Origin of the sequence: Bradyrhizobium sp. 192 (assembly GCF_023100965.1) — a bacterium.
GTDB lineage: Bacteria > Pseudomonadota > Alphaproteobacteria > Rhizobiales > Xanthobacteraceae > Bradyrhizobium > Bradyrhizobium symbiodeficiens.
Genome location: NZ_CP064690.1, coordinates 3651505 through 3675038, shown reverse-complemented (window position 1 = coordinate 3675038; position 23534 = coordinate 3651505). Strand labels below are relative to the sequence as shown.

The following is a 23534-nucleotide window of genomic DNA, read 5'->3' as shown; positions in this document are numbered from 1 at the left end:
CGTCCCTATTTTGTCTGGTCCGCACGCAGCAACAGAAGCGCGAAAAACGCGGAGATCGAGGCCACCGCGCTGATCCAGAGCGCGCTGCTGCCAAACCGCTCCACCATCACTCCGAGCGCGAGCGGAGCGAGCGCGCCGGTCGCCCGCGACGGCAGCGAGATCGTGCCGACGCGCCGGCCGAAGCCCGCCGGCCCGAACAGTGCCAAAGGAAGCGTGCCGCGGGCAATGGTGATGATGCCGTTGCCTGCGCCATACAGCACCGTGAAAGTCGATGCGAGCAAGGGGCCGCCCGCGACCAAAGCAACCACGCCGATCGGATTCATCAGCATGGCGAGCCGGGCCGACAACAGCGGATGAAACCGGCCGAGCCACCCTGCTTCCAGAAGGCGGGCACCGACCTGTGCAGGCCCGACCAGGGTGCCTGCGAGCAGGGCCTGTGCTGGCGTCGCGCCGAACGCCACCAGCATGGTCGGTAGAATGGCCGAGACACCCGAGCTGACGAAGCTCGCCGCCGCGAACATGTAGGCCAGCAGCACCATCGCGAACGTCTCGCTCTGCTGTCCGGATATTGGGCTCGCTCCCGGATCCGGACGAGGCTGCTGGTCCAAAGGAACGGCGCGCGGCAGAGACAGATTGAGCGGCAGCGCCAGACAGATGTGAATCGCCGCCCACACCTGGCAGGCCACGCGCCAGTCGTACTCGGCAGCCAGCCACGTCGTGAGGGGCCAGCCGAGAGTGCTGGCGAAACCTGCGATCAGGGTGATGCCGGTTATGGTTCGTCGCGCGTTGCTGCCATAGATGCGCGCAAGCGTCGCGAAGGCCGCTTCATAGAGGCCCATGCCCATGCCGATCCCGAGCAACACCCAGGCTGCAACGAGCACCACCACGCCGTGAGCTACGGACAAGAGGAGCAAGCCTGCCACGAAGACGAGGTTCGAGACCGCTAGCAGGCCACGCCCTCCGAACGTATCGATGGCATGCCCCACGCGTGGCCCGAGCAGGCCGGAGATGACGAGCGCCCCCGAGAGCGCGCCGAACACGTAGGTCGGCGCAAGACCGAGATCGCGCGCAATCGGCGCCGCCAGGATGGCAGGAAGATAATAGCTCGATGCCCACGCGATGGTCTGCGCGGTTCCGAGTGCGAAGACAATTGCGAGCGGACCTGTCTCCCGGTCCGTTGGGACCTGCGTCACGAGCAGCCGCACCCCGCGCGACCTTCCGTCTTGGCGGTTTCATCGGCAGCACAGCAGGCTGACGGCTCCGCCTTCGCGGGACCGCCGCAGCATCCCGCACCCGCCGCCTCGACACCGCCGCGCGTGCAGACGCCGGTTTCCGGCAGCACGAGCTCGACCCGGGCCGCGGCCTCCTTGTCGCCCGCGATGTCGGCCACGATGGAACGGACCTGTTCGTATCCGGTCATCATCAGGAAGGTCGGCGCACGACCATAGGACTTCATGCCGGCGAGATAGAAGCCCGGCTCGTCATGCGCGAGCTCGCGGGCGCCGTGGGGACGGACCGTGCCGCAGCTGTGTTCGTTAGGATCGATCAGCGGCGCGAGCGCAACCGGCGCCTCTATCGCCGGGTCGAGCCGCAGCCGCAGCTCGGACAGGAACGAGAGATCGGGACGGAAGCCAGTCGAGACGACCAATTCGTCCGCCACCACACTCTGCGCGCCGGAGCAGCTGCCCGCTGAAATCCTGAGACGGCCGTCGGTCTCCGAGAGATGCGTGACGCCGAAGCCTGTTTCGACCCTGATCTTTCCTGCGGCCACCAGCGCGGCGAAAGTCGAGCCCAGCGCGCCGCGCGCAGCAAGCTTGTCATTGCTGCCGCCACCGTACGCCTTTGAAGGATCAGTGCCGCGCAACAGCCAGATCGCTTGCGTGCCCGGCACCTCACCCGCGAGCTGCGCGAGATCAATCAGCGTACCCACGGCGGAATGGCCTGCACCGAGCACGACAACGGTCTTGCCGGCATATCTGGCACGATCAGCGCCCCGCACATCCGGCATACCATAAGCGATGCGGCGGGCGCGCTCGCGTTCGCCGATCGCAGGCAGACCGTTGCTGCCGGCGGGATTGGGAGAGAACCACGTGCCTGACGCGTCGATCACGGCATCGGCGCGAAGCATCTCGGGACCCCCGCCGTTCTGATAGCGGATTTCGAACGGCGCCTGCTCCCTGCCCTTCGTTTTCGCCCTGTCGAAGCCGACGCGGCTGATGGCCGTGACCCGGCTCGAAGTCCGAATTGTCTCCCGAAGCGGCGTGCGTGTTGCGAGCGGGGTGAGATATCGATCGATCAGCTCGCCGCCGGTCGGATAGGCGTGAGGGTCCGGCGAATTCCATCCGGTTGGCGCGAGCAGCCGTGCCGCCGCTTTGTCGACATTGTATTCCCATGGCGAGAACAGCTGGACGTGCTGCCACTGACGGATCGCGTGCGCGGCTTCAGGGCCGGCCTCGATCACGATGGGAGACATGCCGCGTTCGAGCACATGCGCAGCCGCAGCAAGGCCAACCGGCCCGGCTCCGATGATGGCGACCGTCCTGGCGTTCATTGAGCTTCTCCCATCTTTCTAGAATCATCGAATAATGAACCGTAAACGTCAGGCGGCCGTCTGCGTATCCTTGCATCCGACTTCGTCCGCGCAGCACTCCGCCGCCAGGAAATCGACGAGGCCCCGCATGGCATCGAAATTGGCGTGGCAGATCAGGGTGGTCGATTCCCTGATCTGGCTGACGAGGCCGACCGAGACCAAGGTCTTGATGTGATGCGACAGTGTCGACGCCGGGATCTTCAGCTTGTCCTGGAGGCGACCGACCGGCATGCCGGCATGCCCGGCACGGACCAACGCCCGATAGATTTGAAGCCGGGTCTGATTACCCAGGGCCTCCAAACGTGCTGCTGCGTCGGCGATCTTCATGACCCTCACGCTGCGCTTGTCCATGCCGGCTGTCAAACCATATTTCTAGAATATTCGAATTATAGCCGGCTGGGGATACGAGATTCCGATTGACGCCTCCTCATCTATTCCATAAATCTGGATATATGGAAAACGAAGAAGCCGTCCTATCCCTTGCCGCTTTGGCTCAGTCGACCCGTCTGGAGGCGTTCCGGACGCTGGTCAGGCACGAGCCCGAGGGTCTCGCCGCCGGCGACCTCGCCCGCCTGCTGGAGGTTCCCCAGAACACGCTCTCCGCACATCTGGCGATCCTGAGCCGGGCGCGCCTCGTCTCCTCCGAGCGGCACAGCCGCTCGATCGTCTACCGCGCCAATCTCGGCGAATTCCGCGACGTCACGCTCTTCCTGCTTCGCGATTGCTGCGGCGGGCGACCGGAGGTCTGCGATCCCGTCGTCGAAACATTGCAATCCTGCTGCTCGCCGAAACGGAAGGAACGAAGCCGTGTCTGACCAGATCTACAATGTGCTGTTTCTCTGCACCGGCAACTCGGCGCGATCGATCCTGGCCGAGTCGATCCTTCGGAGGGACGGCGCCAACCGCTTTCGAGCCTTCTCCGCCGGGAGCACGCCAAAGGGCGAGGTGCATCCGCTCGCACTGCGCACGCTCGAGGCCATGGACTACCCGACCGACGGGATGCGCTCGAAAAGCTGGCTGGAATTCGCGAGCGCCGATGCGCCCGTGATGGATTTCGTCTTCACTGTTTGTGACAACGCAGCGGGCGAATCCTGCCCGATCTGGCCGGGCCAGCCGATGACGGCGCATTGGGGCATTGAAGATCCCGCTGCGGCCGAAGGTTCCGAGTTGCAGAAGCAGGCGGCGTTCGTCACTGCGTTCCGCTATCTCAAGAATCGGATCGATACCTTCCTGAACCTGCCGCTGAGGAGCATCGACAGGCTGTCGCTCGGAACCAGGCTGCGCGAGATCGGCCGCTCCGATGGCGCGACATCCCACCGAGACGACGTGGCGTGACGATGGGCATCTTCGAACGATACCTCACTCTGTGGGTTGCGCTTTGCATCGTCGTCGGCGTCGCACTGGGACACGTCCTGCCGGGCTTCTTCGGAGCCATCGCAGCCGCTGAGGTCGCCAAGGTCAACCTGCCGGTCGTAGTGCTGATCTGGCTCATGATCGTGCCCATGTTGCTGAAGATCGACTTCGGCTCGCTCGGTCAGGTCCGGGAGCACTGGCGCGGCGTCGGCGTCACCCTTTTCATCAATTGGGCCGTGAAGCCGTTCTCGATGGCCCTGCTGGGCTCCTTCTTCATCGGCCACCTCTTCGCGCCGCTGCTGCCGGCTGGCCAGATTTCGTCCTACATCGCCGGCTTGATTCTGCTGGCGGCCGCGCCCTGCACCGCGATGGTGTTCGTGTGGTCCAATTTGTGCGAGGGAGAGCCTAACTACACGCTGAGCCAGGTCGCCCTGAACGACGTGATCATGGTGTTCCTGTTTGCGCCGCTGGTGGGACTGCTGCTCGGCGTGGCCTCGATCAGTGTTCCCTGGGGCACGCTGCTGCTCTCGGTCCTGCTGTACATCGTGGTTCCCGTGATCGTCGCGCAGTTATGGCGCAAGGTGCTGCTCCGAAGCGGCGCGGCCGGCTTCGACCGCGTCATGCGGGCGCTGCAGCCACTGTCGTTGGTCGCGCTCCTCGCGACATTGGTGCTGCTGTTCGGCTTCCAGGGAGAGCAGATCGTCAGGCAACCGCTCGTCATTGCCATCCTTGCCGTTCCAATCCTCGTGCAAGTCTATCTCAACGCGGGGTTGGCGTACTGGCTGAGCCGACGATTTGGCGTAGCCTGGTGCGTCGCGGCTCCAGCCGCCCTCATCGGCGCGAGCAACTTCTTCGAGCTGGCGGTCGCCGCCGCGATCAGCCTGTTCGGCCTGGACTCCGGCGCCGCGCTGGCGACCGTGGTCGGTGTGCTCGTCGAGGTCCCGGTGATGCTGTCCGTCGTCCGCATCGTCAAGGCGACCCGGGGCTGGTACGAAGCGGGCGCCGGCAAAGCCACCACAGCCCTGGAAGCGCGCCAGTGAAGCGGAAAACCCGAGCATGAGTGTCACGATCTATCACAACCCCGACTGCGGCACCTCGCGCAACACGCTGGCGATGATCCGCCAGAGCGGCATCGAGCCCGTCGTCGTCGAATACCTGAAGACGCCGCCCTCGCGCGACAAGCTGCTCGAGCTCGTCAAGGCGATGGGCATCTCCGTCCGCGCGCTGTTGCGCGAGAAGGGCACGCCCTTTCGCGAGCTCGGCCTCGACGATCCCAAATGGACCGATGACGAGCTGATCGACCAGATGCTCGCGCATCCCATCCTGATCAACCGCCCGATCGTGGTGACGGAGATGGGCGCGCGCTTGTGCCGGCCCTCCGAAGCCGTCATCGGTCTCCTGGATCGTCCGGTCGGCCGGTTCGTCAAGGAAGACGGCGAAGTGGTCGACGCGCGGTAGACTGGCCTCGATGGCAGCAGCTGTCAGGCGACAGCAGGACGCAACTTCGAGACGCCCGCGTGGTTGAACCCGCGCATCACGAGCACGCCATCGATCGGCGAACCCATCGTCGATCGGAGAAACGCATGAGCACCATCACCGGAGGCTGGCTGCGCATGAACTCACGCCTTGGCGGCGAGAGGCGTTGCGTCCTCCCTATCCGAGCAGGCCTTTCAATCCCGCATAGATTGAGCCGACGCCCGTGGCCGCGACGCCCGCCAGCGGGCCGATCGTCTGCATGAGGTCCTGGATCAGCCGGGCACGGCGGCGCAATTGCTCTTCGCCGACGTGCTGCCCCAAGAGGCGTGCGACGCGGAAGGCGAATGCGTTCGGTTTGCCGCCCTGCGTCAACACGCGGGGCAGCACCTGGAAGATCACCACGCTCAAGATGTTTCCGGAGACGAAGGCGAGCAGAATGCTGGCGCCGTATTCGAACACCTCGCGCCACTCGATCCAGGCTTCCGGCAGGATCGGGACATGATCGTGAACGCCGGTGACCGTCAGCATCGAAAGCACGCTGACCGTCGCCGTCAGGAAAGCCAGCACAAGGGCCGTCAGCGCGGAGACACGGTGCAGCGGATAGGCCACGAAGCCGAACAGAAGCGGTATCACGATCGACGCGATCCGGAGCGGGATCGGAGACACGTTGAGGGTGATGGTCACCAGCACATGCGCGATCACCAGCAGCACGGACGGAATCGCAACGTAGAGCACCGCATGCGTCAGGTAATAGCGCAGCGGGTTCTTGTAGCGTTCAAGCCGGACATGGACGCGGTCGAGGTCGCGCCTGAGCTTGTCCAGGTCGGCGACGATGGCGTCGATTTCGATCAGCATCGGGCGCACGATGCGCAAGTCCCGCGAGCAATGCTTGCACGCGATCGCTTCGTCCTTGATCGTCTCGGCGCAGAACGGACACTCCATCGCTAGCGCGACTTCCTTCGCCTTGTGATGGCTTCGACCTCGTCTCTGGCCCGTCTCAACTCATCGCGCAATTCCTCGCGCTTGCGCAGGAGATCGTCCCGCTCAGCGAGCAGGGTGGCGGGAACGGCGATGTCGCGCCCGCAGGAGGGGCAGACCATTGCGCCCTCCGCAGTGCCGGCGCAGCAGTAAGGACAGCTCATTTCGGCCCGACCTTCAAGGTGAAGATGGTGGTACCGGCCCGGCCGTCGCTGTCCTTGATATCGACCCGCACCGTGTATTCGCCCGGCGGCAGTTCGGCATCCTGCATGTTGATGCCCTCGGGCTTCACGAAGGGCTTTACCCTCGGGGTGAGGTCCACGTTCGGCGTGCGGAGGAAGATCATCTTGACCGATTCCGGGTCGATCTTTGCTCCGCCGAACGATTCGAACTTCAGCACCAGCGGCATCGGCGAGCTCATGGAATCGCCGGGCGAGATGAACTCGACCTTCGGGCCGCGCAGGATGCCGCGCCGGTCGGCTGCGATTGCTCCCTTCGGAGGCGGCAGCTTGGCTTCTTCCTCGGTGATCAATTGCGTGGCGCGCGCAGGAGCCGAAAGCAATAAACCTGCCGCCACAACGCCTAACAAGACATTCCGCGTCATCGTCTTTTCACCCCTTCCGTCACCTGTTGGTCACCGCAAGCCGCCATCGCCGATGATCGTGTAAGGCGCCCAGAACAACGGATGCGCATACGCAAACTCGGTCTTGCCTTCGCTGTTGAGATAGCCGGGACCATCGACGAGCGCCATCGCCGCCTGGCGCAGCGCTTCGCTGCGCGACAGCTTGGGATCGTCCGCCTGCCGCTTGAACAGGTCCGTCACCAATTGCCGCGCCGACTGCGAATGCACCGACCAGTTCGTCACCAGCAGCGCACGCGTTCCGGCATAGAAGAACGCGCGGCCAAGCCCGGACGCCGCCTCGGCCCCGGCGCCCGCTCCCGCGCCGGTGTTGCAGGCCGAGAGGATCACCCAGTCCGCATCGAGCTTGAGGCCGAGAATCTCCTCCATGGTCAGGAGACCGTCACCGCCCTCGCCTGTCACGGCCGGCGAGGATAAAGCGAGCGCCGGCTGCGTCAGCCCGTTCAGCTCACCCGGAATGAGGCCGTGGGTGGCAAAGGCCAGAATTCTGAAGCCGGACAGATTCATGGTCTTCACCGCGCTCTCGGTGGCGTCCTTCCCAAGGAACAGCACCTTCGAGGGATCGGCCTGCAGCGCGAGCGCGATCGATTTCAGTTCGTCCGCGGTGTCGGGTAGGCGCGGCAGCAGACCAAGCTCGGCGCTGTCGACGCCCTCGAGCTTGGGACTGTTGCGCCGCTTCAGCGGGCCGCCGCGCGTGACATTGCCGCCGGCATCGGCAACCTGCACCTTCTCCCCGGCGCCGTCCGCCTCGGTCTGCTGATCCCTGTTGAAATAGGGATCGCCGAAGGCAACGAGGTCGCCGCGACCGGCCTTGCCCGGCGGCAATTGCCGCAGCGTGCGCAGCGCCGCCGCCGACGGCACCGTCGACACGGCATGGGTCCGCGCCAACCACGGCACGTTGCGATAGCCGACGAACAGCGGATCCTCGTCGGCAGCCACCTCCACCTTTGCGGTCGGCAACAGGGACAGCGGCAACAGCCCAAGCGCGCCATTGGTCACGACGATTAGGTTCTTCGCCGGCTTCCATCCGCTCTCGACGGGTTTGAGCAGAAGCTCGTAGAGTTCATGGCCGAGCGCGAGGTCGAACGGCGGAATATCCGAGATCATCGCAGCCTGCGGCTCAAGCGCTTCACGCAGCTTGCGGATCTTGCTCTCGATGTCGCCGATCTTGGCCGGTACCGCGGCGAAGGCGACCGGCCCCGATTTCGGTACAGCCCACACGAAGCTGGCGTTCTGGCCGAAATAGAACGACAGCATGGCCTCGTCGTCGGCCAGCGTGGCGCGGATATCGGCGACGCTGGGCGGCCTCGGCGAAACGAGATCGGCGTAGATTGGAAACTTCTGCTTGATCTCCTGGCGCGCCTTGTCCCGCTGACCGCGCAGGGCCGCTATCGAGGCCTGGATCTGCGCGACACCCTTGTCGTCGCGCTCCGCCGCCGGAAGGGCGAGCACGTTGTTGAGAGTGCCGAGCTGGGCGTTGACCTGCTTGGTCAGGTCCTGCTCCTTGCGCACGAGTTCTGCGAGCGCAGGATCCTTCGCGGCCGCGCGCGCACTCGAGGCCGCCAACGCCTGCTGCACCGAACGGCCGCGGATGGCGTCGGCAAGGCTGAACGTCTCTTCGCCGACAGTCTTATTGGTCCCCTCGGCCCTCGCCAGGAGCATCAGATAGCTCTCGACGATGGCCTGCAGCCGCTGGCTGCGTGCGGCGACGACAGTCGTGTTCTCGTCGTCGGCGTTCTCGTTGGCGCCAGCCATCATGACCGGGATGGCGGCCTTGTATTCTCGGATCGCCTCGGCGTCACGCCCGGCGCGCATCAAGCCCATGGCCAGGGTGCCGCGCGCCGATGCGGCGTCGAAATGATTCTCGCCGACGCGCGCGATTTGCTTCTTCACGAGCTGCTCGGCGGCCGCGATGCCGGCGTCCAACTGACCGGAGCCATAGAGCGACAGGATGCGGGAGGGATTGAGCTCGAACACCTGACGGCGCTGAGGATCCCAACCCGTGACGGCCTTGTCGATCCGCGCGAACATTGCGCCGGCTTCAGCATTCTGACGCCGAAGCGTCAGGATCCCGGCGAGCTGCGACAACACTTGCACCGTCGCTTGCGAATCCTCTGGCACGCCCACCTTGTTGGCGATCTCAAGGGCGACACGTCCAAGTTTCTCGGCCTCCTCATAGCGGCCCTGGTCGACGAGGATACCCGCAAGTCCCATCACGAAACGCGGCGTGACGGAATTGTACTTGCCGGTATCCTTCAGGCGCGAGAGCAGCGCGCGGCGCGCATCCACCTCGGCCTCGGCGAGCCTGCCCTGCTTCGCCTTCATGCGCGCCTGGTTCAGGATGATGCCGTCGATCGCCTGCAGCAGGATGGTTTCGGCGGGCGGATTGTCAGCTTCCAGGATCGCCTTCGTGCTCGCGCGCTTGCGCAGCTCGGCATTGCGATAGGCGACCTCGGCGTCGGCGAACTGTCCGCGCGCCTCGAAGATCAGGGCTCGCCCGAGCTCCAGCTCGCCTTCCCAGCCCTGGCCGAACTTGGCATAGGACGCTCGCCAGTTGGGATGACCGCTGGTGCGGGCCTCCTGGATCGCGGTCTGGCTGCGGCGCAGATAGCCCTCGGCCTGCGCGACGTCGCCCATCTGGATGAGAACGCTCGCGATGCCGCGGTTGGTGTTGAACTGCAATCCCTTGGCGCCGGGCATGCTGGCCGATTCGCGCAGCAGCCTCTGCATGATCTCGAGCGACCGCTTCGGGTCGCCCGCGAGGGCGTGCTGCAAGGACTGAAGCTGCAGGATACGACCCAGCAGGTTCGGCCCCACCGCGCCGCGCCCGACCTCCGCGGCCTTGTCTGCGTCCGCCATCGCTTCGGCGAGCCGGCCAAGCTGGGCGCGCGCGTTGGCGCGATCGAAATAGAGCTGGGCGAGATCCTGGCGCGACTCTTTGCCCGTCGGGACGGCGTCGGCATCGGACTTCAGTTCCGCGATCATCTTCGCGTCGGGCCTGTCGCCGTCGAGGACGGCGGTAATGTCCGCGATGCTGCGGGGCGGCGCGACGAAGTCCTTCGGAAGCGCCGTGCCCGCCTCGAGCTTGGGCGCGCTCTCCTTGGGAACCTCGACAGCCACATTGGCCCGGCCGTTGGCGGCATTCAGCGCCGCCATCACGCAGGATCTGACCTGGGGCGAAGCCTTGGCGCGGCAGGCTTCGAGATTGGCGCCGCCACCGGCACGCATGCAGGCCTGCACGATCGGCTTGCCGATGGTCATCCGGCAATTCTCCAGCGCCGCTTCCTTGCTAAGCGCGGCGGCCGAACCGGTGGTTCCGAGCAGGATGGCAAGAGCCAGCAGGGTGCGGTGGGAAACGTCCGGACGGCTCGTAAAAGGACGCAGGGCGTCTAGGAGCATCTCTATGGACCTTTGGGCAAATGACTTGAAGAAACAAAATAATCCTAGTCATCCGGCCCCGAAGGACAAGCGCAATCAGGGTTCCTGAACGAAGTCTGGGCTGGGATGAAGGTTATGATGCAGCGCGGCGCGGCCTGGGAGCACTGCAAGAGCGCGGGATTCGCATCCCAATGCAGCCGATTGACGGGGACGGCCCGCTCGCCACGAGCGGCCTTTGCGGGTCTCAGCCCTTCGAAACCACCGCACGTCCATAGGGCGGTTGCGCCTGGACCGGCGGGTTGGCGGTCTGGGCCGCAAGCTCGCCGATCAGGCGGTCGGCGTCGGCGGCCAGGCCGTCGGGGGCCTGGATCACCAGGCGCTCCAGCGCCCAGCGGTAGGACGAGATGCGTTGCTCCAGGCATTGCTGCACCCACTGCACGATCAGCGAGTTCTCCTGCATGCGCGCGACCGCGTCGTCCTTCTCCCTCGGCGAGAGCGCGGAGACGCGGGCCATGCTGGCATTGCGCTTCCTGTCGAGGTCGATGACGCGGATCGCACTGGCGAAGAACGGCTCGAAGCGGGTGATGTCGTTGCGCACGTCCTCCATCAGTTGCGCGTAGCGCGAGGAATGCGAGCGGTGCGGCTCGTCGATCAGCGTGCGGCCGTACATGGTGCGGTCGAACACGATCTTCTGCTGCCACGGCGAGGGCATCGCCTTGTAGTCGCCGAACACGCTCTTCCATGCGGGGCGCGACAGCGGCGGCTCGATCATGGGATAGGCGAGGTCGCGCAGCTGGCGCTCCTCGTCGGTCAGCTGAAATTGCGACGGCTTCAGACCGACGCTGCCGGTGACCTCCGCGCCCAGCCAGCGATGCATGTCGTCGCTGCGCATGCTCTCACGGGTGCGGCCGAAATCGCCGCCGCTACAGGCCGCGAGGCTCGCAGCCAAAAGCGCGAGCAAGACGGCCGACAGGACAGACCGGATCTGGCGGACGGTGTCCGGCATTGCAAAAGCCTGGAATCAGCGACGGCGACGACGGCGCCCCGGCGCTGTGCCCTGCTCCGGCCCGTGATCTCCGCTGGCTTCGTCTGCCTCGCGCTCGATACGGATGACGGGAAGGATCAGGATCGTTCCCATGTCCGCGCGCGGAGCGACATCCCCCGACGAGCCCACCCGGCGACCGGCCGGAAATTCAATGATGGTCCCCATGTCAGCTCTCTTCGATTGCCGCGCGATCATGCGCGCCCGTGCAACATGCATTCATTAAGATCAGTTCATGGTTAACGGGGTGTAAACGTCGCGGTGGAACCGTAACCGCACGGGCCGGCCGCGACGTCCCGCTGCGGCACGAGATCGCTTCAAATCGAGCGTTGGATTTCACGCCTCGTTTTCCTTAACGAGCCTTTAAAGGAGCCTGCGATAGGCTGGCGACGAGTATCTCTTCCAGGTCGCGTATCCTCCATGACCAAGTCGCTGTTTCCCGGATTCGACGGGCTGATGTCGCTCTCCCGTCGCGAAGGCGTCGATGTTCGGCCGACGCTGCTGCGCGTGCTGACCGACCTTTACGTCCAGAAGAACACCCACAGCGACGACGAACAGCGGCAATTCATCGAGCTTGCGACGCGGTTGATCGACCAGGTCGACGATGCCACGCGCGCGGCCGTCAAGGCGCGGCTCGCAATCTATCCGCAGGCGCCGATCCCGGTTCTCCAGAAGCTCGGCCTGGTCGCGGCGCAGGAAGGCCGCAGGGTTCCGCTGGCCCGCGAGATCCCCACGCCCGCACCCGCCCCCTCGCCGGTCCGCACGCCGACCGACGCCGAGCGGCGCATGGCCGCCAACATGGCGATGCAGCCGACGGACGCCGCGGAGATCCACGACATGTTCTTCCGCGCGGGCGCCTCCGAGCGCGCGCTGATCCTGCACAATCTGGCGCAGACCCCGCTGAAGGCCGCGCCCCGCATTCCGACCGCGCGCGCCAGGCGCGCGTTCCAGATCCTGGAGATGGCGGCGATCGCGGGCGATGTCGAGAATTTCACCCTCGAGCTCGGCGACAGCCTGATCCTGCCCTCGCGCGTCGCAGTCCAGATCGTCGATGATGCCGGCGGCGAAGCGCTCGCGGTCGCCGCGCGCGCGCTCGACATGCCGAGCCCGAATTTCCAGCGCATCCTGCTGTTCTTCAAGCCGGAGATCGGCAATTCCGTGAACGAGGTGTACCGGCTGTCGCGGCTCTACGACCGCCTCAGCGACCGCTCGGCGCTGGTGATGCTGGCGGCCTGGCGCGGTTCGACTCTCGCCGTCACCCGCGCAAAATACCAGCCGTCACTGCATGACGGCGAACGCCAGCGCGCCCGCGCCGGCGCGAGCCAGACGCGGCCGGGCGTGCAGCCGGGCGCGATGCCGCGCCGCACCGGTACCGACGGATCGTCGGAGCGCTAGTTCGCCACGCCGGCACACTATGGAGTTCGTGCCCCGGACGCAGCACAGCGCTCCCGGCGATGCGAAGCATCGTACGGTGCGATGCGTTGTTGAGCCGTGGCTCATCTCGCAGCGTCCGTTCGTGTCGCTTTCCGGGTCCCGGCTCTGCGCGGCAACGCTGCGCGTCGCCGCTCGTCCGGGACACGGGAGCAGCAGCTACGTCTTCGCCAGGTCCAGGAAATGCCGCCCGGCGCGATCCTCGGTCTCGACGATCCAGGCGTCCGGATCGAAGCGGATTTCCTTGGCGAGACGCTCCTCGATCGTGTGCTCCGGCAAGGGCTGCTGCGCGACCGGCACGAAGAAGCGATCGACGGGGCGGTCGTCGTCGTACGACGTCTGCGGCGCCGGAGCGTAGAGCATCGCCTGGCCGTCGAGCAGCGAGACCTTGACGAACACCGCACCCGCCTCCTCGGCACCGCGACGAACCACCGCGCCGTACACGCCCTCCGTCTGGCACCGGCGCAAATAGGCCGCGACCCATATGTTGGATTTCAAACGCATGAGTCGAACGATAGGCCAGCGCGACGCGCGCCGCCAGTGTCAGTGTCCGAATGTCACGCCTTGCTTACACCTTGCCCGCCGTTGATCTGGCGCGCCACGAGGTATGACAGCGGCATTGCAAGTGCAAATCCCACGGCAACCGCATAGGGGATGTTTCTGATCGCGTCCGCGGCGAAACTCGGCACCATCAGCACGACGATCAGGCTGACGCCCGCGAGCACCGTACCCAGCACGATCCAGACCAGAACCGAGACCTTGAACATGACAACCTCTCTTCTTCCTTGAAGATGGTCGATCATGTTCCCCGAAGCTGCCGGCCGTCATTGATCCCGAGCAAATCGCCCGTGCGCGGGCGGGCCTGCCTTGCCGGAGCGGCATGCCGGGAATTGATCGGCGTCAATGACAGCGAGATACGCGTCAATCGACGGGATGGCCGATTGCGGCGCCGAGTTCGCGCAGCAGCCGGTCGGACAGCTGGCCAGTGACCTGCATCCTGTGCTCGCGCTCGAACTTCTGGATCGCGGACTGGGTCTCGCCGCTCATCGTGCCCGTGATCTTCAAATTGCCGTAGCCATATTCGGACAGCGCGCGCTGCACGCCGGCGATGCGCCGTGCGGCCGGGCCATGCGGCATGGGAATCGGCGCCGGCGGACGCATGGCGGATTGCGGCGTCGACATCGTTTGCTTGACCAGATTGGTCATCGGATCGTTCGAGCGCGTCGATGCGGTCGCCTCGACCGGTTTCTCCGGCGGCTTCTCGGCGGCTCGCTCGACAGGCTTGGGCTCGGCAGGTTTGGGCTCGGCAGGTTTGGGCTCGGCAGGTTTGGGCTCGGCGCGGAACTCCGTCGCGCGCGGCTCCAGCGGCGAGGTGTCGGCGCCCACCGGGCGCGGACGCGGCAAGGGGTTCGGCAGCGCCACGGAGGAAGGCGCGGGAAGATTGATCACGGTGCCGAACATCGGCGCCGGATGCCGACCGGTCTGCAGGAACAGCGCGTTGGTGACGATCGCACCGATCGCAGCGACGGCGACGAGGCCGGCGAGCGTATCTTTGGGGCTGTGCAGCAGCACGCGCATTACGAGGTTGCGCTCGGTCTCGACATCGACGACGGCGGCCTTGGCGCCACGGCGGCGCGGAGCGGCTTCGTCCTTGGCAGACTTCCTAGGCACTTTTCTTCACCAGAGCGGGTTGGTCCTGAGACTGGTCGTGAGCTTGGTCTTGAAGGTCGTGACGCTGCACCGGCGCCAGCGTCGCGACCTTGCTCTCGACCGGCTTGACTTGCGGGGGCGTGTAGACGAGCGGCAGCCTCACGGTGACGAGAGTGCCCTCTCCCAATCTGCTTTGTACCGTCAATTCGCCGAGATGCAACGCCACGAGGCTCTTGACGATCGAAAGTCCGAGGCCGGTTCCCTCGTGACGGCGCTGATAGGTCTTGCCCGCCTGGAAGAACGGCGCGCCGATACGGTTGAGATCGTCGGCCGCAATGCCCACGCCGGTGTCGCCGATGCGCAGCGTCAGTTGCGAACCCGACACCGAAGCGGTCACCGAGACCTGACCGCCGCGCTCGGTGAACTTGATGGCGTTGGCGACGAGATTGAGCACGATCTGCTTGAACGCCCTGGGATCGCCGGTCATGACCGGCAGATCCTGCGGCGCGTCGGTGATGAGGTCGATGCCGTTCTCCCGCGCCTTCAGCGCCAGCAGATTGCAGCAATGCAGCAGCGCGGCGCGCGGCGAGAACGGCTCGGACGCGATCTCGAAATTGCCGGACTCCATCTTCGACATGTCCAGGATGCCGTTGACGACCGACAGCAGATGCTGGCCGGAATCGTTGATGAGCTGGGCATATTCCCGGCGCTGGGCCGCACCCAGCATCAGGGTCTGCTCCTGTGCGATCATCTCGGAGAAGCCGATGATGGCGTTCAGCGGCGTGCGCAGCTCGTGGCTCATGGTGGCGAGGAAGCGCGTCTTGGCGGCATCGGCCGCTTCCGCGGCGCTGCGCGCCTGTTCCAGCGCCTGCTCGGACAGCTTGTACTCGGTGACGTCGCGCATCACGGCGACGACTTCTGCCTCGCGCGTATCGTCGCCATGGGGATTCTGGCCGAAATCCCGGTCGAGCGGGCGGCAGCGCATCTCGACCCAGAGGAAATCGACCTGGCCGCGCTCCGAACCGTCGGGCTCACGCCGTAGCCGGAACTCGATGCTGCGGACGTCACCGCGCGCGGCAGCGGAGAGTGCGGTGAGATAGGCCGGGCGATCGGCGACATGGACGCGGTCGAACAGGCCATGCCCCAGCAGTTGCGCCACCGGCATGCCGAGCATGGCCTCGGCCGCGGGCGAGATGAACTGCACCGCACCGTTGCGCCGATGCCGCGAGACGACGTCGCTCATGTTGCGGGCGAGCAGGCGATAGCGCTCCTCCTCGCGCGACAGCAGCGCAACGCTGGTACGCGCGAGCGATTCCGCGCCGAAAGCAAGGCCGGCGGCATAGAGCGTCGCCGAGACGACGCCGCACGCCATCAGCACGCCGCGTTCCGCGGTGCTGGTGTCTGCGACCGGCAGCCAGCCGAGCTGGCCGGCGAGGATCAGGAGTCCCGCACAGGACAGCGCGAGCAATGATGCGAAGGCCGCGACGCGGCGCGAGGCCGACAGCGCGGCTTCGAGGGGAACCACGACCAGCCAGACCGCGGCGAATGATTCGATGCCGCCCGTGCTGCCCGCGACAGCCATGATCAGGCCGGCGAGCGCCAGCGACGACAGCACATGCGCGCCTTCATAGCGGCCGGTGCGCGACAGGAACCAGGACAGCAGGATCGGCGCGATCAGCCAGGCGAAAGCGGCGACCTCGACCGCGCTCGGCGCGCCACGCATGGCGAGATAAACCGGGAATGCGGCAAAGGCGGCCAGGCTGCCGAGTAGCCGAGGCGCCATGAAGGCACGATGACGCGCCCGCATCAGCGCATCGTAACGCGCGGAGGGATGCAGCAGTGCATCGAGACAATCGCGGATGATACTCAAAACTGTCACGGGTCTCGCGCTTCGGCTCACTCGTCCTTTGAAGACGCGCCGCAACGCCTCCTTATCGTTGAGCCACCGTGTCAGAGCGACCTTAAACGAGTGCTAAGGCGGCCCGGTGCGCGGCCGGACGCCGCGACATCGCGGGGCCTTTTAGACGATTTGGCGACGTCTTCGGCGAGGATGGTGAACACAGGGTTTCCCGCATCCCGGCATGGTTTCGAATTGGTAGACATTCGTGCCGGCAAAACCCGGGCGCCGGCGTCAATCGAAAATTTACGACACCGTCGATCTCGAAGAATTCTGCGCAAATTTTCCGCGAATTAAGCTCAAGGCAATCACTTGCGATTTATCGAGAGTTGCTAGGTCGAAACGCGCGCGGACCATCGCCGCGGACGGGATCTAACGTACAGGTCGACAAGATGCGCTTTCTGCTCCGCATCACATTCTGGCTCGGGCTGGTGCTGGTGCTCCTGCCCAGGGACAAGACGCCCGAATCGGAGAAGCTGCCCCAGATCGGCGCCGCCGACGCGGTTCAGGCTGCGACCGCGGCCGTCTCAGACATGACCCAGTTCTGCAAGCGCCAGCCGGCGGCCTGCGAGGTTGGCGGACAGGCCGCGACCATCATCGGCCAGCGCGCCCAGGATGGCGCGCGCAAGATCTACCAGATCATCAACGACAAGAAAGAGCACATCAGCAACGACAAGAACGAGAAGAACGACAAGAAGGCGCCCGACCATACCGGCTCGATCGCGATGGCCGGCGAAGGCGATGCCGTCTCGAGCGAAGCGCCGCACGACACCCTGAGCCAGGACGACCTCGCGCTGGAATGGCGCGGCCCCTCGGCGGCGAATTAGCGCCCAAACCCTATCGATTTCATCTCCTCGCATCCTTATATTGGCCCCAACGGGACACGGGCCAGCATGACGACGATCGACGAAATCAGGGATAATTTCGAGCTTCTGGACGAATGGGACGACCGCTACCGGTACGTCATCGAGCTCGGCCGCACACTGGAACCGATGCCGGAGGCCGAGCATTCCGCCGCGAACAAGGTCAACGGCTGCGTCAGCCAGGTCTGGCTGCAGAAGCTGGTCGACCGCGATGGTGGCGTGCCGATCCTGAAATATCGCGGCGACAGCGACGCGCATATCGTGCGCGGGCTGGTCGCCATCGTGCTCTCGCTCTATTCGGGACGCACGCCGCGGGAGATCCTCGATACCGACGCGATCGCCGTGTTCAACGAATTCGGCTTTCGCGATCATCTGACGCCGCAGCGCTCCAACGGCCTGCGCTCGATGGTCGAGCGCATCAAGACCGACGCGAGAGAGGCGCTCGCTGAAGCGTCGTGAGGCGCGATCCTCATGGTGAGGAGCGCGGAACGCGCGTCTCGAATCAAGAAAGGCCCGGCTCTCGCCCGCGGCCATCCTTCGAGACGCCCGCTTTGCGGTCTCCTCAGGATGAGGGCTGAGTGCGCCGATCAAGCAGCAAGCTACTTCCGTTTCCGCTGCTGCTGTCCGAGGCCCATCTGCTTGGCCAATTGCGAGCGCGCCACCGCATAGTTCGGCGCGACCATGGGATAGTCGGCCGGCAGGCCCCATTTCTCGCGGTATTGCTCCGGCGTCATGTTGTACTGCGTGCGCAGATGGCGCTTCAGCGACTTGAAGCGCTTGCCGTCTTCCAGGCAGACCAGATAATCGGGCGCGATCGACTTCTTCAACGAGACCGCCGGCTTGGCCGGCTCGAGCGGCGCGGTCTCGGTGCGGCCCGACGACACCCGCACCAGGGCGCCGTGCACTTGGCTGATCAAGTTCGGAATCTCCCCAGCCGGCGTCGGATTGTTGCTGAGATAGGCCGACACGATGCTCGCCGTCAGCTCGATGAAATTCTTAGCCCCGGCATCCGACATGAGCCCGCCCTCTTTGCACTTGCGCCTCACGGGATAGACGACGCGAACTATTCCCTGTCAACAATAGGTTCGGCCGAAACAAGACGACCGACGAGGCGACGACGACGCTTGACTGCCGCGCGGCGGAGCTCAGGACCGCTGGTCGAGATGGGCGCGCAACTCGTCGATCGAGGCAAAGCGCATCATGCCTTCCGGCATCTGCGCTTCGATCGAGCCGTCGGAGTAGAGCGAATAGGCCATGCCGTCGACGATTCCGGATTTGAGCACGGTCACGGGCGGCTGCTCGACAGGTGGCGGCGGTTCGGGTGCAGGCGGAGCGGTCTCCGCAAAGGTCGAAGGAGAACGCGGCGGGGGCCGGCGCGCGGCGGCCGGCGGCTCCGGCGGGCGCATGCGGTCCGGCTTCGGCCAGGCATCGTCAAAGCTTGCCGGCGGATTCTCCGCAGCCTCGCCGGGCTCCAGATGTGGCGGCGGCGCTCCGTCGGTGGTCTTCGCCTCCGCGCGCTCGCGCTCCTTGCGTGAAGTCGAGGCGAACATCAGGTTGCGGCGGCGCGGGGCTTCCGGAGCCGCGGGCGGCGGCGGCGCTTCCAGCTCCGGCGGCGCCTCGACACGCGGACGCTCGCGCGCGGCAGCTTCGCTTTGCCACGGCGGCGTGCCCGCGGCGGGGGCTGGCGGCGGCTCGATCCTTCCCTCCATCCTTGCGGCCGCTGCGGGCATCGGCTCGGGCGCAGCAGCACCCGATGCGGCGAGGCCCGGCAGCACGGGCCTGACCCGAACCTCCGGAGGTGCACTGGCCAGCCGGCGCGCGATACCCTTCAGCTCGGTGACCACGACAGAGAGGCCGGCCAGTAACATCCCGGAGCAGACGGCGATCGTGCCCGAGACTATGAGGGGGCTGCCGAGGCTGAACTCCCTGACGGAAAAGCCGAACAGGATCGAAAGGAGGCCCGCCACGATGGCGAAAATCCCCGCGATCAACAATGCCAAGGTCATCGAACTCACCCCCGGCCGCACATCCACACGCGACCCGTCACGCAAGATACCGTCATACGATGTTCCACGCCAACGGCGAATTGCGGGCAGCGTTCCTAAAGGGAAGGAAATCAGGGACTTATTCACATTCCCTTCAGCTACGGCTCGCTACTGCTAGCCTGCTGTCAATATCCGGAATTGCTGCGTCGCATCAGGAATTTAGCCATAATGCCCAATTACTTGGTAATGGAACTGCGCTATAGGGAGTCCGGGGAGCAGGCCCGCGCGCACCAGCCGGGCCAAGAGGGGATTCCGGGGCACCGATAGCCATGACATCCATCACGACTTCGGCGATCGACACGCCTCAACAGCGCTCGGTCGAGCGGACCTGCGACGATCTCGCCATGCTGGTGCTGGCTGCGGTCACCGTGGTTGCAGGCCTGACCTTCCGGGACTACGGCCTCGGCTGGGACGACTACACCCACGCCGAATATGCCGATTTGTTGCTGCGCATGTTCGGTTCCGGCTTCAAGGACACCGCGGCGCTCTCCTTCGCCAATCTCTACATGTATGGCGGCGGCTTCGACATGGTCGCGGCCCTCCTGCACAAGTTTATTCCGCTCGAGCTGTTCGAGACGCGACGTCTGCTCGGCGCCATCGTCGGCGTGATCGGACTTGCGGTGACCTGGCGGCTCGCCCGCCGCATCGGCGGACCCCTTGCCGGGCTTGCCGCGCTGCTGCTGCTCGCGCTGTGCCCGATCTTCTACGGCCACATGTTCATGAATCCGAAGGATGCGCCCTTCGCGGTAGCCATGATCATCCTGATGCTCGGCCTGGTCCGGCTCGCCGAGGAATACCCCAAGCCCTCGCCGCGCACGATCCTGATCGTCGGCCTGGGCGCCGGCCTTTCGATCGGCTGCCGCATTCTCGGCGGGCTCGCGCTGGTCTACGCGATGCTCGGCTTCGTCCCGCTGTTCCTGGAAGAACTCCGCAGCGAGGGCCTGCGCGAGGCTATCAGGCGCTTCGCCCATGTCGTCTATGTGCTGCTGCCCGGCCTCGCGTTCGGCTACCTCGTGATGGGCCTGATCTGGCCGTGGTCGATCATGGAGCCCGGTAATCCTTTCGAGGCGCTGACCTACTTCTCGCATTTCTTCGAGAAGCCGTGGAAGGAGATGTTCGACGGCGCGATCGTGTCGGTGCCGGACATGCCCTGGTCCTATCTGCCGACGCTGTTCGCGCTGCAGCTGCCCGAGGTGATGCTGGTGCTGATCGGCGGCGCCGTGTTCAGCACGTTCGCCATGCTGCCGCGCCGCGAGGTTCCGGCGCGCCGCAAGACCATCATGCTGATGCTGACGCTGGCTGCGACCCTGCCGCTCGCGATCGCGATGGTGAAGCGGCCGGCGCTGTACAACGGCATCCGCCATTTCGTCTTCGTGATTCCGCCGATGGCGGTGCTCGGTGGCGTCGCTTTCGCGTGGGCCATGGAACGCCTGCGCGCCAATCACCGCACCTGGCAGCCGGTCGTCCTCGCCACATTCTGCTTCGGCCTCGCGCTCCCGCTCGCCGAGATGATCCGGCTGCATCCCTATCAGTACACGCACTTCAACCACATCGCCGGCACCGTGCGCGGCGCCAACGACCGCTTCATGCTGGACTATTGGGGCCTGGCGCTGAAGCAGGCCTCCGATGAATTGCGCGAGCAACTGGTCGAGCGCCAGGAAGCGCCGCCGGCCGGCCGCAAATGGAAGGTCGCGGTCTGCGGTCCGCAGCGCCCCGCGCAGGTCGCGCTCGGGCCCGACTTCACCATCGGCTGGGATTCCAACGCGGCCGATTTCGCGATGACGCTCGGCGAGTTCTACTGCAAGGGCCTGACCGCGCCCGTGATGGTCGAGATCAAGCGCGACGACGTGGTGTTCGCCCGCGTCTACGACATCCGCGGCCGCAGCATTTCCAGCCTGCTGTCGATCCCGGCGCCGTAGTATCCTCCCTGTGGCCCGCTCCATGCGGGCTACGCTGAACTGCCGCGCTTTGGCCGCCTTGCTGCTTGCCACGAGCGGTACTACGCTCCCTCCCCGCAACAACGATGTTCGGAGAGACCAGCCATGTCGCCAGCGGAAGCGCGCCTTAAGGAAGTACCGTCTGATATGACGGAGGCCGAGTGGCAGCAGCGGGTCGATCTCGCCGCCTGCTATCGCCTTGTCGCGCTGTACGGCTGGGACGACCTGGTCGACACCCACATCTCCGCGCGCGTGCCCGGCCCCGAGCATCACTTCCTGATCAACCCCTACGGGCTGATGTTCGACGAGATCACGGCCTCGAGCCTCGTCAAGGTCGATCTGTACGGCAACCAGCTCTCCGAGAGCGAGTACAGCATCAACCCGGCGGGCTTCACCATCCATTCGGCGATCCACGAGGTGCGCGAGGACGCGATCTGCGTGCTGCATCTCCACACCCTCGACGGCACCGCGGTGTCGAGCAGCGCCGAAGGCCTGCTGCCGCTGAACCAGACCGCCCAGCTCGTCACCCACGATCTCGCCTATCACGACTACGAAGGCATCGCACTCGACCACGACGAACGGCCGCGGCTGCAGAAGGATCTCGGCGACCACAACCACATGCTGCTGCGCAATCACGGCACGCTCACGGTCGGCCGCTCGGTCGCCTCCGCCTTCGAGCGCATGTACCACCTCGAGCGCGCCTGCTCGATGCAGGTGCGCACGCGCGCGCTGGGTACGCCGATCTACCCGGTCGAGGAGATTGCGATCGAGAAGAACACCGAGCTACTCGCCAACCGAGACCGCGCCGAACTGCGCGCCACCAAGCTCGTGTGGCCGCCGCTGCTGCGCAAGCTCGACCGCGAGCTTCCAGGCTACCGGTCTTGAAATTTTCGGGGGTTGGTGTAGGGTAGGTTTCAACATCCTCTGCACGTCTTGGAATGAAACGCCGCCCAATTCCGGGCGGCGTTTTTGTTTGGGGCATTCGTCGTTCCGGAGACAGGTCTCGTAGGGTGGGCAAAGCGGAGCGTGCCCACGTCCTGTTGCGATCAGAGCCAGATGGTGGGCACGGCGCTTTTGCGCCTTTGCCCACCCTTGTAATAGCGCGATCGTTTATTCTCGACACGTTCCATGAGGAATGGCCTGCCGCGGTTTGCATCCCGCGACAGGCCGCTGGCGATCGGATCGAGCCCACCCAGAGCAGTTTGTGGCTGCCCCGTAGCGTGATCGCGTCAGCACCTTCATCGGACCCGGATGGTTGCCGGAACAACTTGGTTCGCTTCACAAGGCAGGGTCGACGAAGATGACACAGACTAACATAACGACGGCCGGGATCGATACGTCCAAGGCTAAGCTGGACATCGCGGTTCATGGCCGAACCGAACGCTGGCAGGTCGCCAATGCTTTACCGGGTTGGCGCGCCCTGGCAGCAAACCTGGCCAAGGCCGGCGTCACGCGGATCGGGATCGAGGCCACTGGCGGCTATGAACGTGGCGTGGTGGAGCATTTGCGATCGGCCGGCTTTACCGTGCTGGTGCTGCAGCCGCTTCAGGTCAAGGCGTTCGCCAAGGTCCATTTGCGCCGGGCCAAGAACGATGCGCTCGACGCCGTATTGATCGCCGCCTGTGCTGCGGCGCTCGATCCCCCTGAGATCGCGCCGGATCCGCGCTTGACGGAATTGGCCGACTATCTGACCTTTCTTGAGCAGATCGAGGAGGACATCCGGCGCTTCAAGACCCGTCTCGAGCACATCGACGAGCCTGCGTTGCGACGCATCGTCAACAGCGACATCGCCCGGTTGAAGACACGCAAGACGGCGCAGATCCGTGACATTGCCAAGCGCCTTCGTGCCTACGACGACCTGGCCAAGCGGCTCAAGCTGGTGCTGAGCGTTCCCGGCATCGGCGAGCGGACCGCGCTGGCGATCGTCATCCGCATGCCCGAGCTCGGTCGCGTCAGCCGGGAGCAAGCCGCAGCCCTGGCCGGGCTGGCTCCCTTCGATGCCGACAGCGGACAGCACAGAGGACAGCGCAAGATCGCCGGAGGCCGCAGCCGCCTACGGCGATCCCTGTTCGCCGCGGCCCTTCCAGCCGCCTTCCGCTGGAACAAGGCCCTGATCGCGCTCTATGCACGCCTCATGGCAAGGGGCAAAGTCCACAACGCAGCACTGATCGCCTGCGCCAGGAAGCTCCTGATCTACGCCAATACTGTCGTACAACGCGGCGCACCCTGGACCGAAAAAGCAGCCTAGCTCTTA

At 65.4% G+C, this 23534-nt stretch carries 25 protein-coding genes; 10 read left to right on the top strand and 15 right to left on the bottom strand.

All coding sequences use genetic code 11. The annotated features are described in order from the left end of the window. Positions 1–5: 5 nt before the first annotated feature. The 3 genes from IVB24_RS16670 to IVB24_RS16660 are packed head-to-tail and all read right to left on the bottom strand — an operon-like array spanning position 6 to position 2917. Positions 6–1205, bottom strand: coding sequence for an MFS transporter (locus tag IVB24_RS16670; RefSeq protein WP_247773787.1), 1200 nt, complete (start codon positions 1203–1205; stop codon positions 6–8). Continuing rightward, positions 1190–2551, bottom strand: coding sequence for an NAD(P)-binding domain-containing protein (locus IVB24_RS16665; protein ID WP_140478086.1), 1362 nt, complete (start codon positions 2549–2551; stop codon positions 1190–1192). Before IVB24_RS16665 ends, IVB24_RS16670 begins: the two co-directional genes overlap by 16 nt. Positions 2552–2599: 48 nt before the next feature. Beyond that, positions 2600–2917 carry a metalloregulator ArsR/SmtB family transcription factor gene (locus tag IVB24_RS16660; RefSeq protein ID WP_094975818.1) on the bottom strand — a complete coding sequence of 106 codons (318 nt, stop codon included), beginning with the start codon at positions 2915–2917 and terminating at the stop codon, positions 2600–2602. A 125-nt stretch (positions 2918–3042) separates the two neighbouring features. On the opposite strand from IVB24_RS16660, the gene IVB24_RS16655 reads away from it, so the two are divergent. From IVB24_RS16655 to arsC, 4 genes are read left to right on the top strand one after another with little or no spacing between them, the layout of a single operon-like run. Then, on the top strand, positions 3043–3405 hold the full coding sequence (locus IVB24_RS16655) for a metalloregulator ArsR/SmtB family transcription factor (RefSeq protein WP_094975153.1): 363 nt from the start codon (positions 3043–3045) through the stop codon (positions 3403–3405). After that, positions 3398–3925, top strand: coding sequence for an arsenate reductase ArsC (locus tag IVB24_RS16650; RefSeq protein ID WP_094975154.1), 528 nt, complete (start codon positions 3398–3400; stop codon positions 3923–3925). The genes IVB24_RS16655 and IVB24_RS16650 overlap by 8 nt, the downstream gene beginning before the upstream one ends. 2 nt (positions 3926–3927) lie before the next feature. Then, positions 3928–4983 (top strand): ACR3 family arsenite efflux transporter, encoded by a 1056-nt coding sequence (gene arsB, locus IVB24_RS16645; RefSeq protein WP_247774109.1) that lies wholly within the window; start codon positions 3928–3930, stop codon positions 4981–4983. A gap of 16 nt (positions 4984–4999) precedes the next feature. Beyond that, positions 5000–5401, top strand: coding sequence for an arsenate reductase (glutaredoxin) (gene arsC / locus IVB24_RS16640; RefSeq protein WP_247773785.1), 402 nt, complete (start codon positions 5000–5002; stop codon positions 5399–5401). A 195-nt stretch (positions 5402–5596) separates the two neighbouring features. Here the strand turns inward: arsC and IVB24_RS16635 are convergent, their stop codons facing one another. From IVB24_RS16635 to IVB24_RS16610, 6 genes are all read right to left on the bottom strand, one after another. Further along, the gene (locus IVB24_RS16635; RefSeq protein WP_094975157.1) at positions 5597–6361 is read right to left on the bottom strand and encodes a hypothetical protein; all 765 of its coding nucleotides are present in this window, start codon (positions 6359–6361) and stop codon (positions 5597–5599) included. Positions 6362–6363: 2 nt separating this feature from the next. Then, positions 6364–6519, bottom strand: coding sequence for a hypothetical protein (locus tag IVB24_RS16630; RefSeq protein ID WP_247773784.1), 156 nt, complete (start codon positions 6517–6519; stop codon positions 6364–6366). Positions 6520–6557: 38 nt separating this feature from the next. Then, positions 6558–7001 (bottom strand): hypothetical protein, encoded by a 444-nt coding sequence (locus IVB24_RS16625; protein WP_094975159.1) that lies wholly within the window; start codon positions 6999–7001, stop codon positions 6558–6560. A 30-nt stretch (positions 7002–7031) separates the two neighbouring features. After that, positions 7032–10436 carry a CHAT domain-containing protein gene (locus tag IVB24_RS16620; protein WP_247773783.1) on the bottom strand — a complete coding sequence of 1135 codons (3405 nt, stop codon included), beginning with the start codon at positions 10434–10436 and terminating at the stop codon, positions 7032–7034. 223 nt (positions 10437–10659) lie between these two features. Beyond that, entirely contained in the window at positions 10660–11421 is a 762-nt protein-coding gene (locus IVB24_RS16615; protein WP_247773782.1) for a hypothetical protein, read from the bottom strand. A 15-nt stretch (positions 11422–11436) separates the two neighbouring features. Then, on the bottom strand, positions 11437–11625 hold the full coding sequence (locus tag IVB24_RS16610) for a hypothetical protein (protein WP_140478076.1): 189 nt from the start codon (positions 11623–11625) through the stop codon (positions 11437–11439). Positions 11626–11877: 252 nt separating this feature from the next. Here IVB24_RS16610 and IVB24_RS16605 point away from each other — a divergent pair, with 252 nt between their 5' ends. After that, positions 11878–12852: a DUF2336 domain-containing protein gene (locus IVB24_RS16605; RefSeq protein ID WP_247773781.1), complete on the top strand. Its 975-nt coding sequence runs from the start codon at positions 11878–11880 to the stop codon at positions 12850–12852. A 195-nt stretch (positions 12853–13047) separates the two neighbouring features. Here IVB24_RS16605 and IVB24_RS16600 read toward each other — a convergent pair whose 3' ends face one another. From IVB24_RS16600 to IVB24_RS16585, 4 genes are all read right to left on the bottom strand, one after another. Beyond that, positions 13048–13392: a DUF1491 family protein gene (locus IVB24_RS16600; protein ID WP_094975163.1), complete on the bottom strand. Its 345-nt coding sequence runs from the start codon at positions 13390–13392 to the stop codon at positions 13048–13050. 53 nt (positions 13393–13445) lie between these two features. Continuing rightward, a complete protein-coding gene (locus tag IVB24_RS16595; RefSeq protein ID WP_162308459.1) occupies positions 13446–13655 on the bottom strand; it encodes a hypothetical protein in 210 nt (69 codons plus the stop codon). A 154-nt stretch (positions 13656–13809) separates the two neighbouring features. After that, positions 13810–14559 (bottom strand): peptidoglycan-binding domain-containing protein, encoded by a 750-nt coding sequence (locus IVB24_RS16590; RefSeq protein WP_247773780.1) that lies wholly within the window; start codon positions 14557–14559, stop codon positions 13810–13812. Continuing rightward, positions 14552–16417 carry a PAS domain-containing sensor histidine kinase gene (locus IVB24_RS16585; RefSeq protein ID WP_247773779.1) on the bottom strand — a complete coding sequence of 622 codons (1866 nt, stop codon included), beginning with the start codon at positions 16415–16417 and terminating at the stop codon, positions 14552–14554. Before IVB24_RS16585 ends, IVB24_RS16590 begins: the two co-directional genes overlap by 8 nt. A 410-nt stretch (positions 16418–16827) precedes the next feature. Here IVB24_RS16585 and IVB24_RS16580 point away from each other — a divergent pair, with 410 nt between their 5' ends. Then, complete coding sequence (locus IVB24_RS16580) at positions 16828–17262, top strand: DUF5330 domain-containing protein (RefSeq protein WP_094975167.1); 435 nt, start codon at positions 16828–16830, stop codon at positions 17260–17262. Positions 17263–17328: 66 nt separating this feature from the next. Continuing rightward, complete coding sequence (locus tag IVB24_RS16575) at positions 17329–17757, top strand: SufE family protein (RefSeq protein ID WP_106950095.1); 429 nt, start codon at positions 17329–17331, stop codon at positions 17755–17757. A 140-nt stretch (positions 17758–17897) separates the two neighbouring features. Here the strand turns inward: IVB24_RS16575 and IVB24_RS16570 are convergent, their stop codons facing one another. Then, complete coding sequence (locus IVB24_RS16570; protein WP_247773777.1) at positions 17898–18314, bottom strand: MucR family transcriptional regulator; 417 nt, start codon at positions 18312–18314, stop codon at positions 17898–17900. Between the two features lie 129 nt (positions 18315–18443). After that, entirely contained in the window at positions 18444–19304 is an 861-nt protein-coding gene (locus IVB24_RS16565; protein WP_247773775.1) for a DUF308 domain-containing protein, read from the bottom strand. A 308-nt stretch (positions 19305–19612) separates the two neighbouring features. On the opposite strand from IVB24_RS16565, the gene IVB24_RS16560 reads away from it, so the two are divergent. The 3 genes from IVB24_RS16560 to IVB24_RS16550 all read left to right on the top strand — a co-directional run bounded on the left by IVB24_RS16560 (position 19613) and on the right by IVB24_RS16550 (position 23528). Next, on the top strand, positions 19613–21262 hold the full coding sequence (locus tag IVB24_RS16560) for a glycosyltransferase family 39 protein (RefSeq protein WP_094975171.1): 1650 nt from the start codon (positions 19613–19615) through the stop codon (positions 21260–21262). 123 nt (positions 21263–21385) lie between these two features. Further along, a complete protein-coding gene (locus IVB24_RS16555) occupies positions 21386–22165 on the top strand; it encodes a class II aldolase/adducin family protein (protein ID WP_094975172.1) in 780 nt (259 codons plus the stop codon). 415 nt (positions 22166–22580) lie between these two features. After that, positions 22581–23528 (top strand): IS110 family transposase, encoded by a 948-nt coding sequence (locus IVB24_RS16550; protein WP_247773773.1) that lies wholly within the window; start codon positions 22581–22583, stop codon positions 23526–23528. Positions 23529–23534: the final 6 nt, after the last annotated feature.

Coding starts and splice junctions, on each gene's coding strand:
- IVB24_RS16580 (WP_094975167.1), top strand. CDS start 16,828: ATGCGCTTTCTGCTCCGCATCACATTCTGGCTCGGGCTGGTGCTGGTG.
- IVB24_RS16595 (WP_162308459.1), bottom strand. CDS start 13,655: ATGTTCAAGGTCTCGGTTCTGGTCTGGATCGTGCTGGGTACGGTGCTC.
- IVB24_RS16550 (WP_247773773.1), top strand. CDS start 22,581: ATGACACAGACTAACATAACGACGGCCGGGATCGATACGTCCAAGGCT.
- IVB24_RS16665 (WP_140478086.1), bottom strand. CDS start 2,551: ATGAACGCCAGGACGGTCGCCATCATCGGAGCCGGGCCGGTTGGCCTT.
- IVB24_RS16560 (WP_094975171.1), top strand. CDS start 19,613: ATGACATCCATCACGACTTCGGCGATCGACACGCCTCAACAGCGCTCG.
- IVB24_RS16660 (WP_094975818.1), bottom strand. CDS start 2,917: ATGAAGATCGCCGACGCAGCAGCACGTTTGGAGGCCCTGGGTAATCAG.
- IVB24_RS16620 (WP_247773783.1), bottom strand. CDS start 10,436: ATGCTCCTAGACGCCCTGCGTCCTTTTACGAGCCGTCCGGACGTTTCC.
- arsC (WP_247773785.1), top strand. CDS start 5,000: ATGAGTGTCACGATCTATCACAACCCCGACTGCGGCACCTCGCGCAAC.
- IVB24_RS16600 (WP_094975163.1), bottom strand. CDS start 13,392: ATGCGTTTGAAATCCAACATATGGGTCGCGGCCTATTTGCGCCGGTGC.
- IVB24_RS16635 (WP_094975157.1), bottom strand. CDS start 6,361: ATGGAGTGTCCGTTCTGCGCCGAGACGATCAAGGACGAAGCGATCGCG.
- IVB24_RS16570 (WP_247773777.1), bottom strand. CDS start 18,314: ATGTCGGATGCCGGGGCTAAGAATTTCATCGAGCTGACGGCGAGCATC.
- IVB24_RS16655 (WP_094975153.1), top strand. CDS start 3,043: ATGGAAAACGAAGAAGCCGTCCTATCCCTTGCCGCTTTGGCTCAGTCG.
- IVB24_RS16565 (WP_247773775.1), bottom strand. CDS start 19,304: ATGACCTTGGCATTGTTGATCGCGGGGATTTTCGCCATCGTGGCGGGC.
- arsB (WP_247774109.1), top strand. CDS start 3,928: ATGGGCATCTTCGAACGATACCTCACTCTGTGGGTTGCGCTTTGCATC.
- IVB24_RS16605 (WP_247773781.1), top strand. CDS start 11,878: ATGACCAAGTCGCTGTTTCCCGGATTCGACGGGCTGATGTCGCTCTCC.
- IVB24_RS16555 (WP_094975172.1), top strand. CDS start 21,386: ATGTCGCCAGCGGAAGCGCGCCTTAAGGAAGTACCGTCTGATATGACG.
- IVB24_RS16575 (WP_106950095.1), top strand. CDS start 17,329: ATGACGACGATCGACGAAATCAGGGATAATTTCGAGCTTCTGGACGAA.
- IVB24_RS16630 (WP_247773784.1), bottom strand. CDS start 6,519: ATGGTCTGCCCCTCCTGCGGGCGCGACATCGCCGTTCCCGCCACCCTG.
- IVB24_RS16610 (WP_140478076.1), bottom strand. CDS start 11,625: ATGGGGACCATCATTGAATTTCCGGCCGGTCGCCGGGTGGGCTCGTCG.
- IVB24_RS16615 (WP_247773782.1), bottom strand. CDS start 11,421: ATGCCGGACACCGTCCGCCAGATCCGGTCTGTCCTGTCGGCCGTCTTG.
- IVB24_RS16625 (WP_094975159.1), bottom strand. CDS start 7,001: ATGACGCGGAATGTCTTGTTAGGCGTTGTGGCGGCAGGTTTATTGCTT.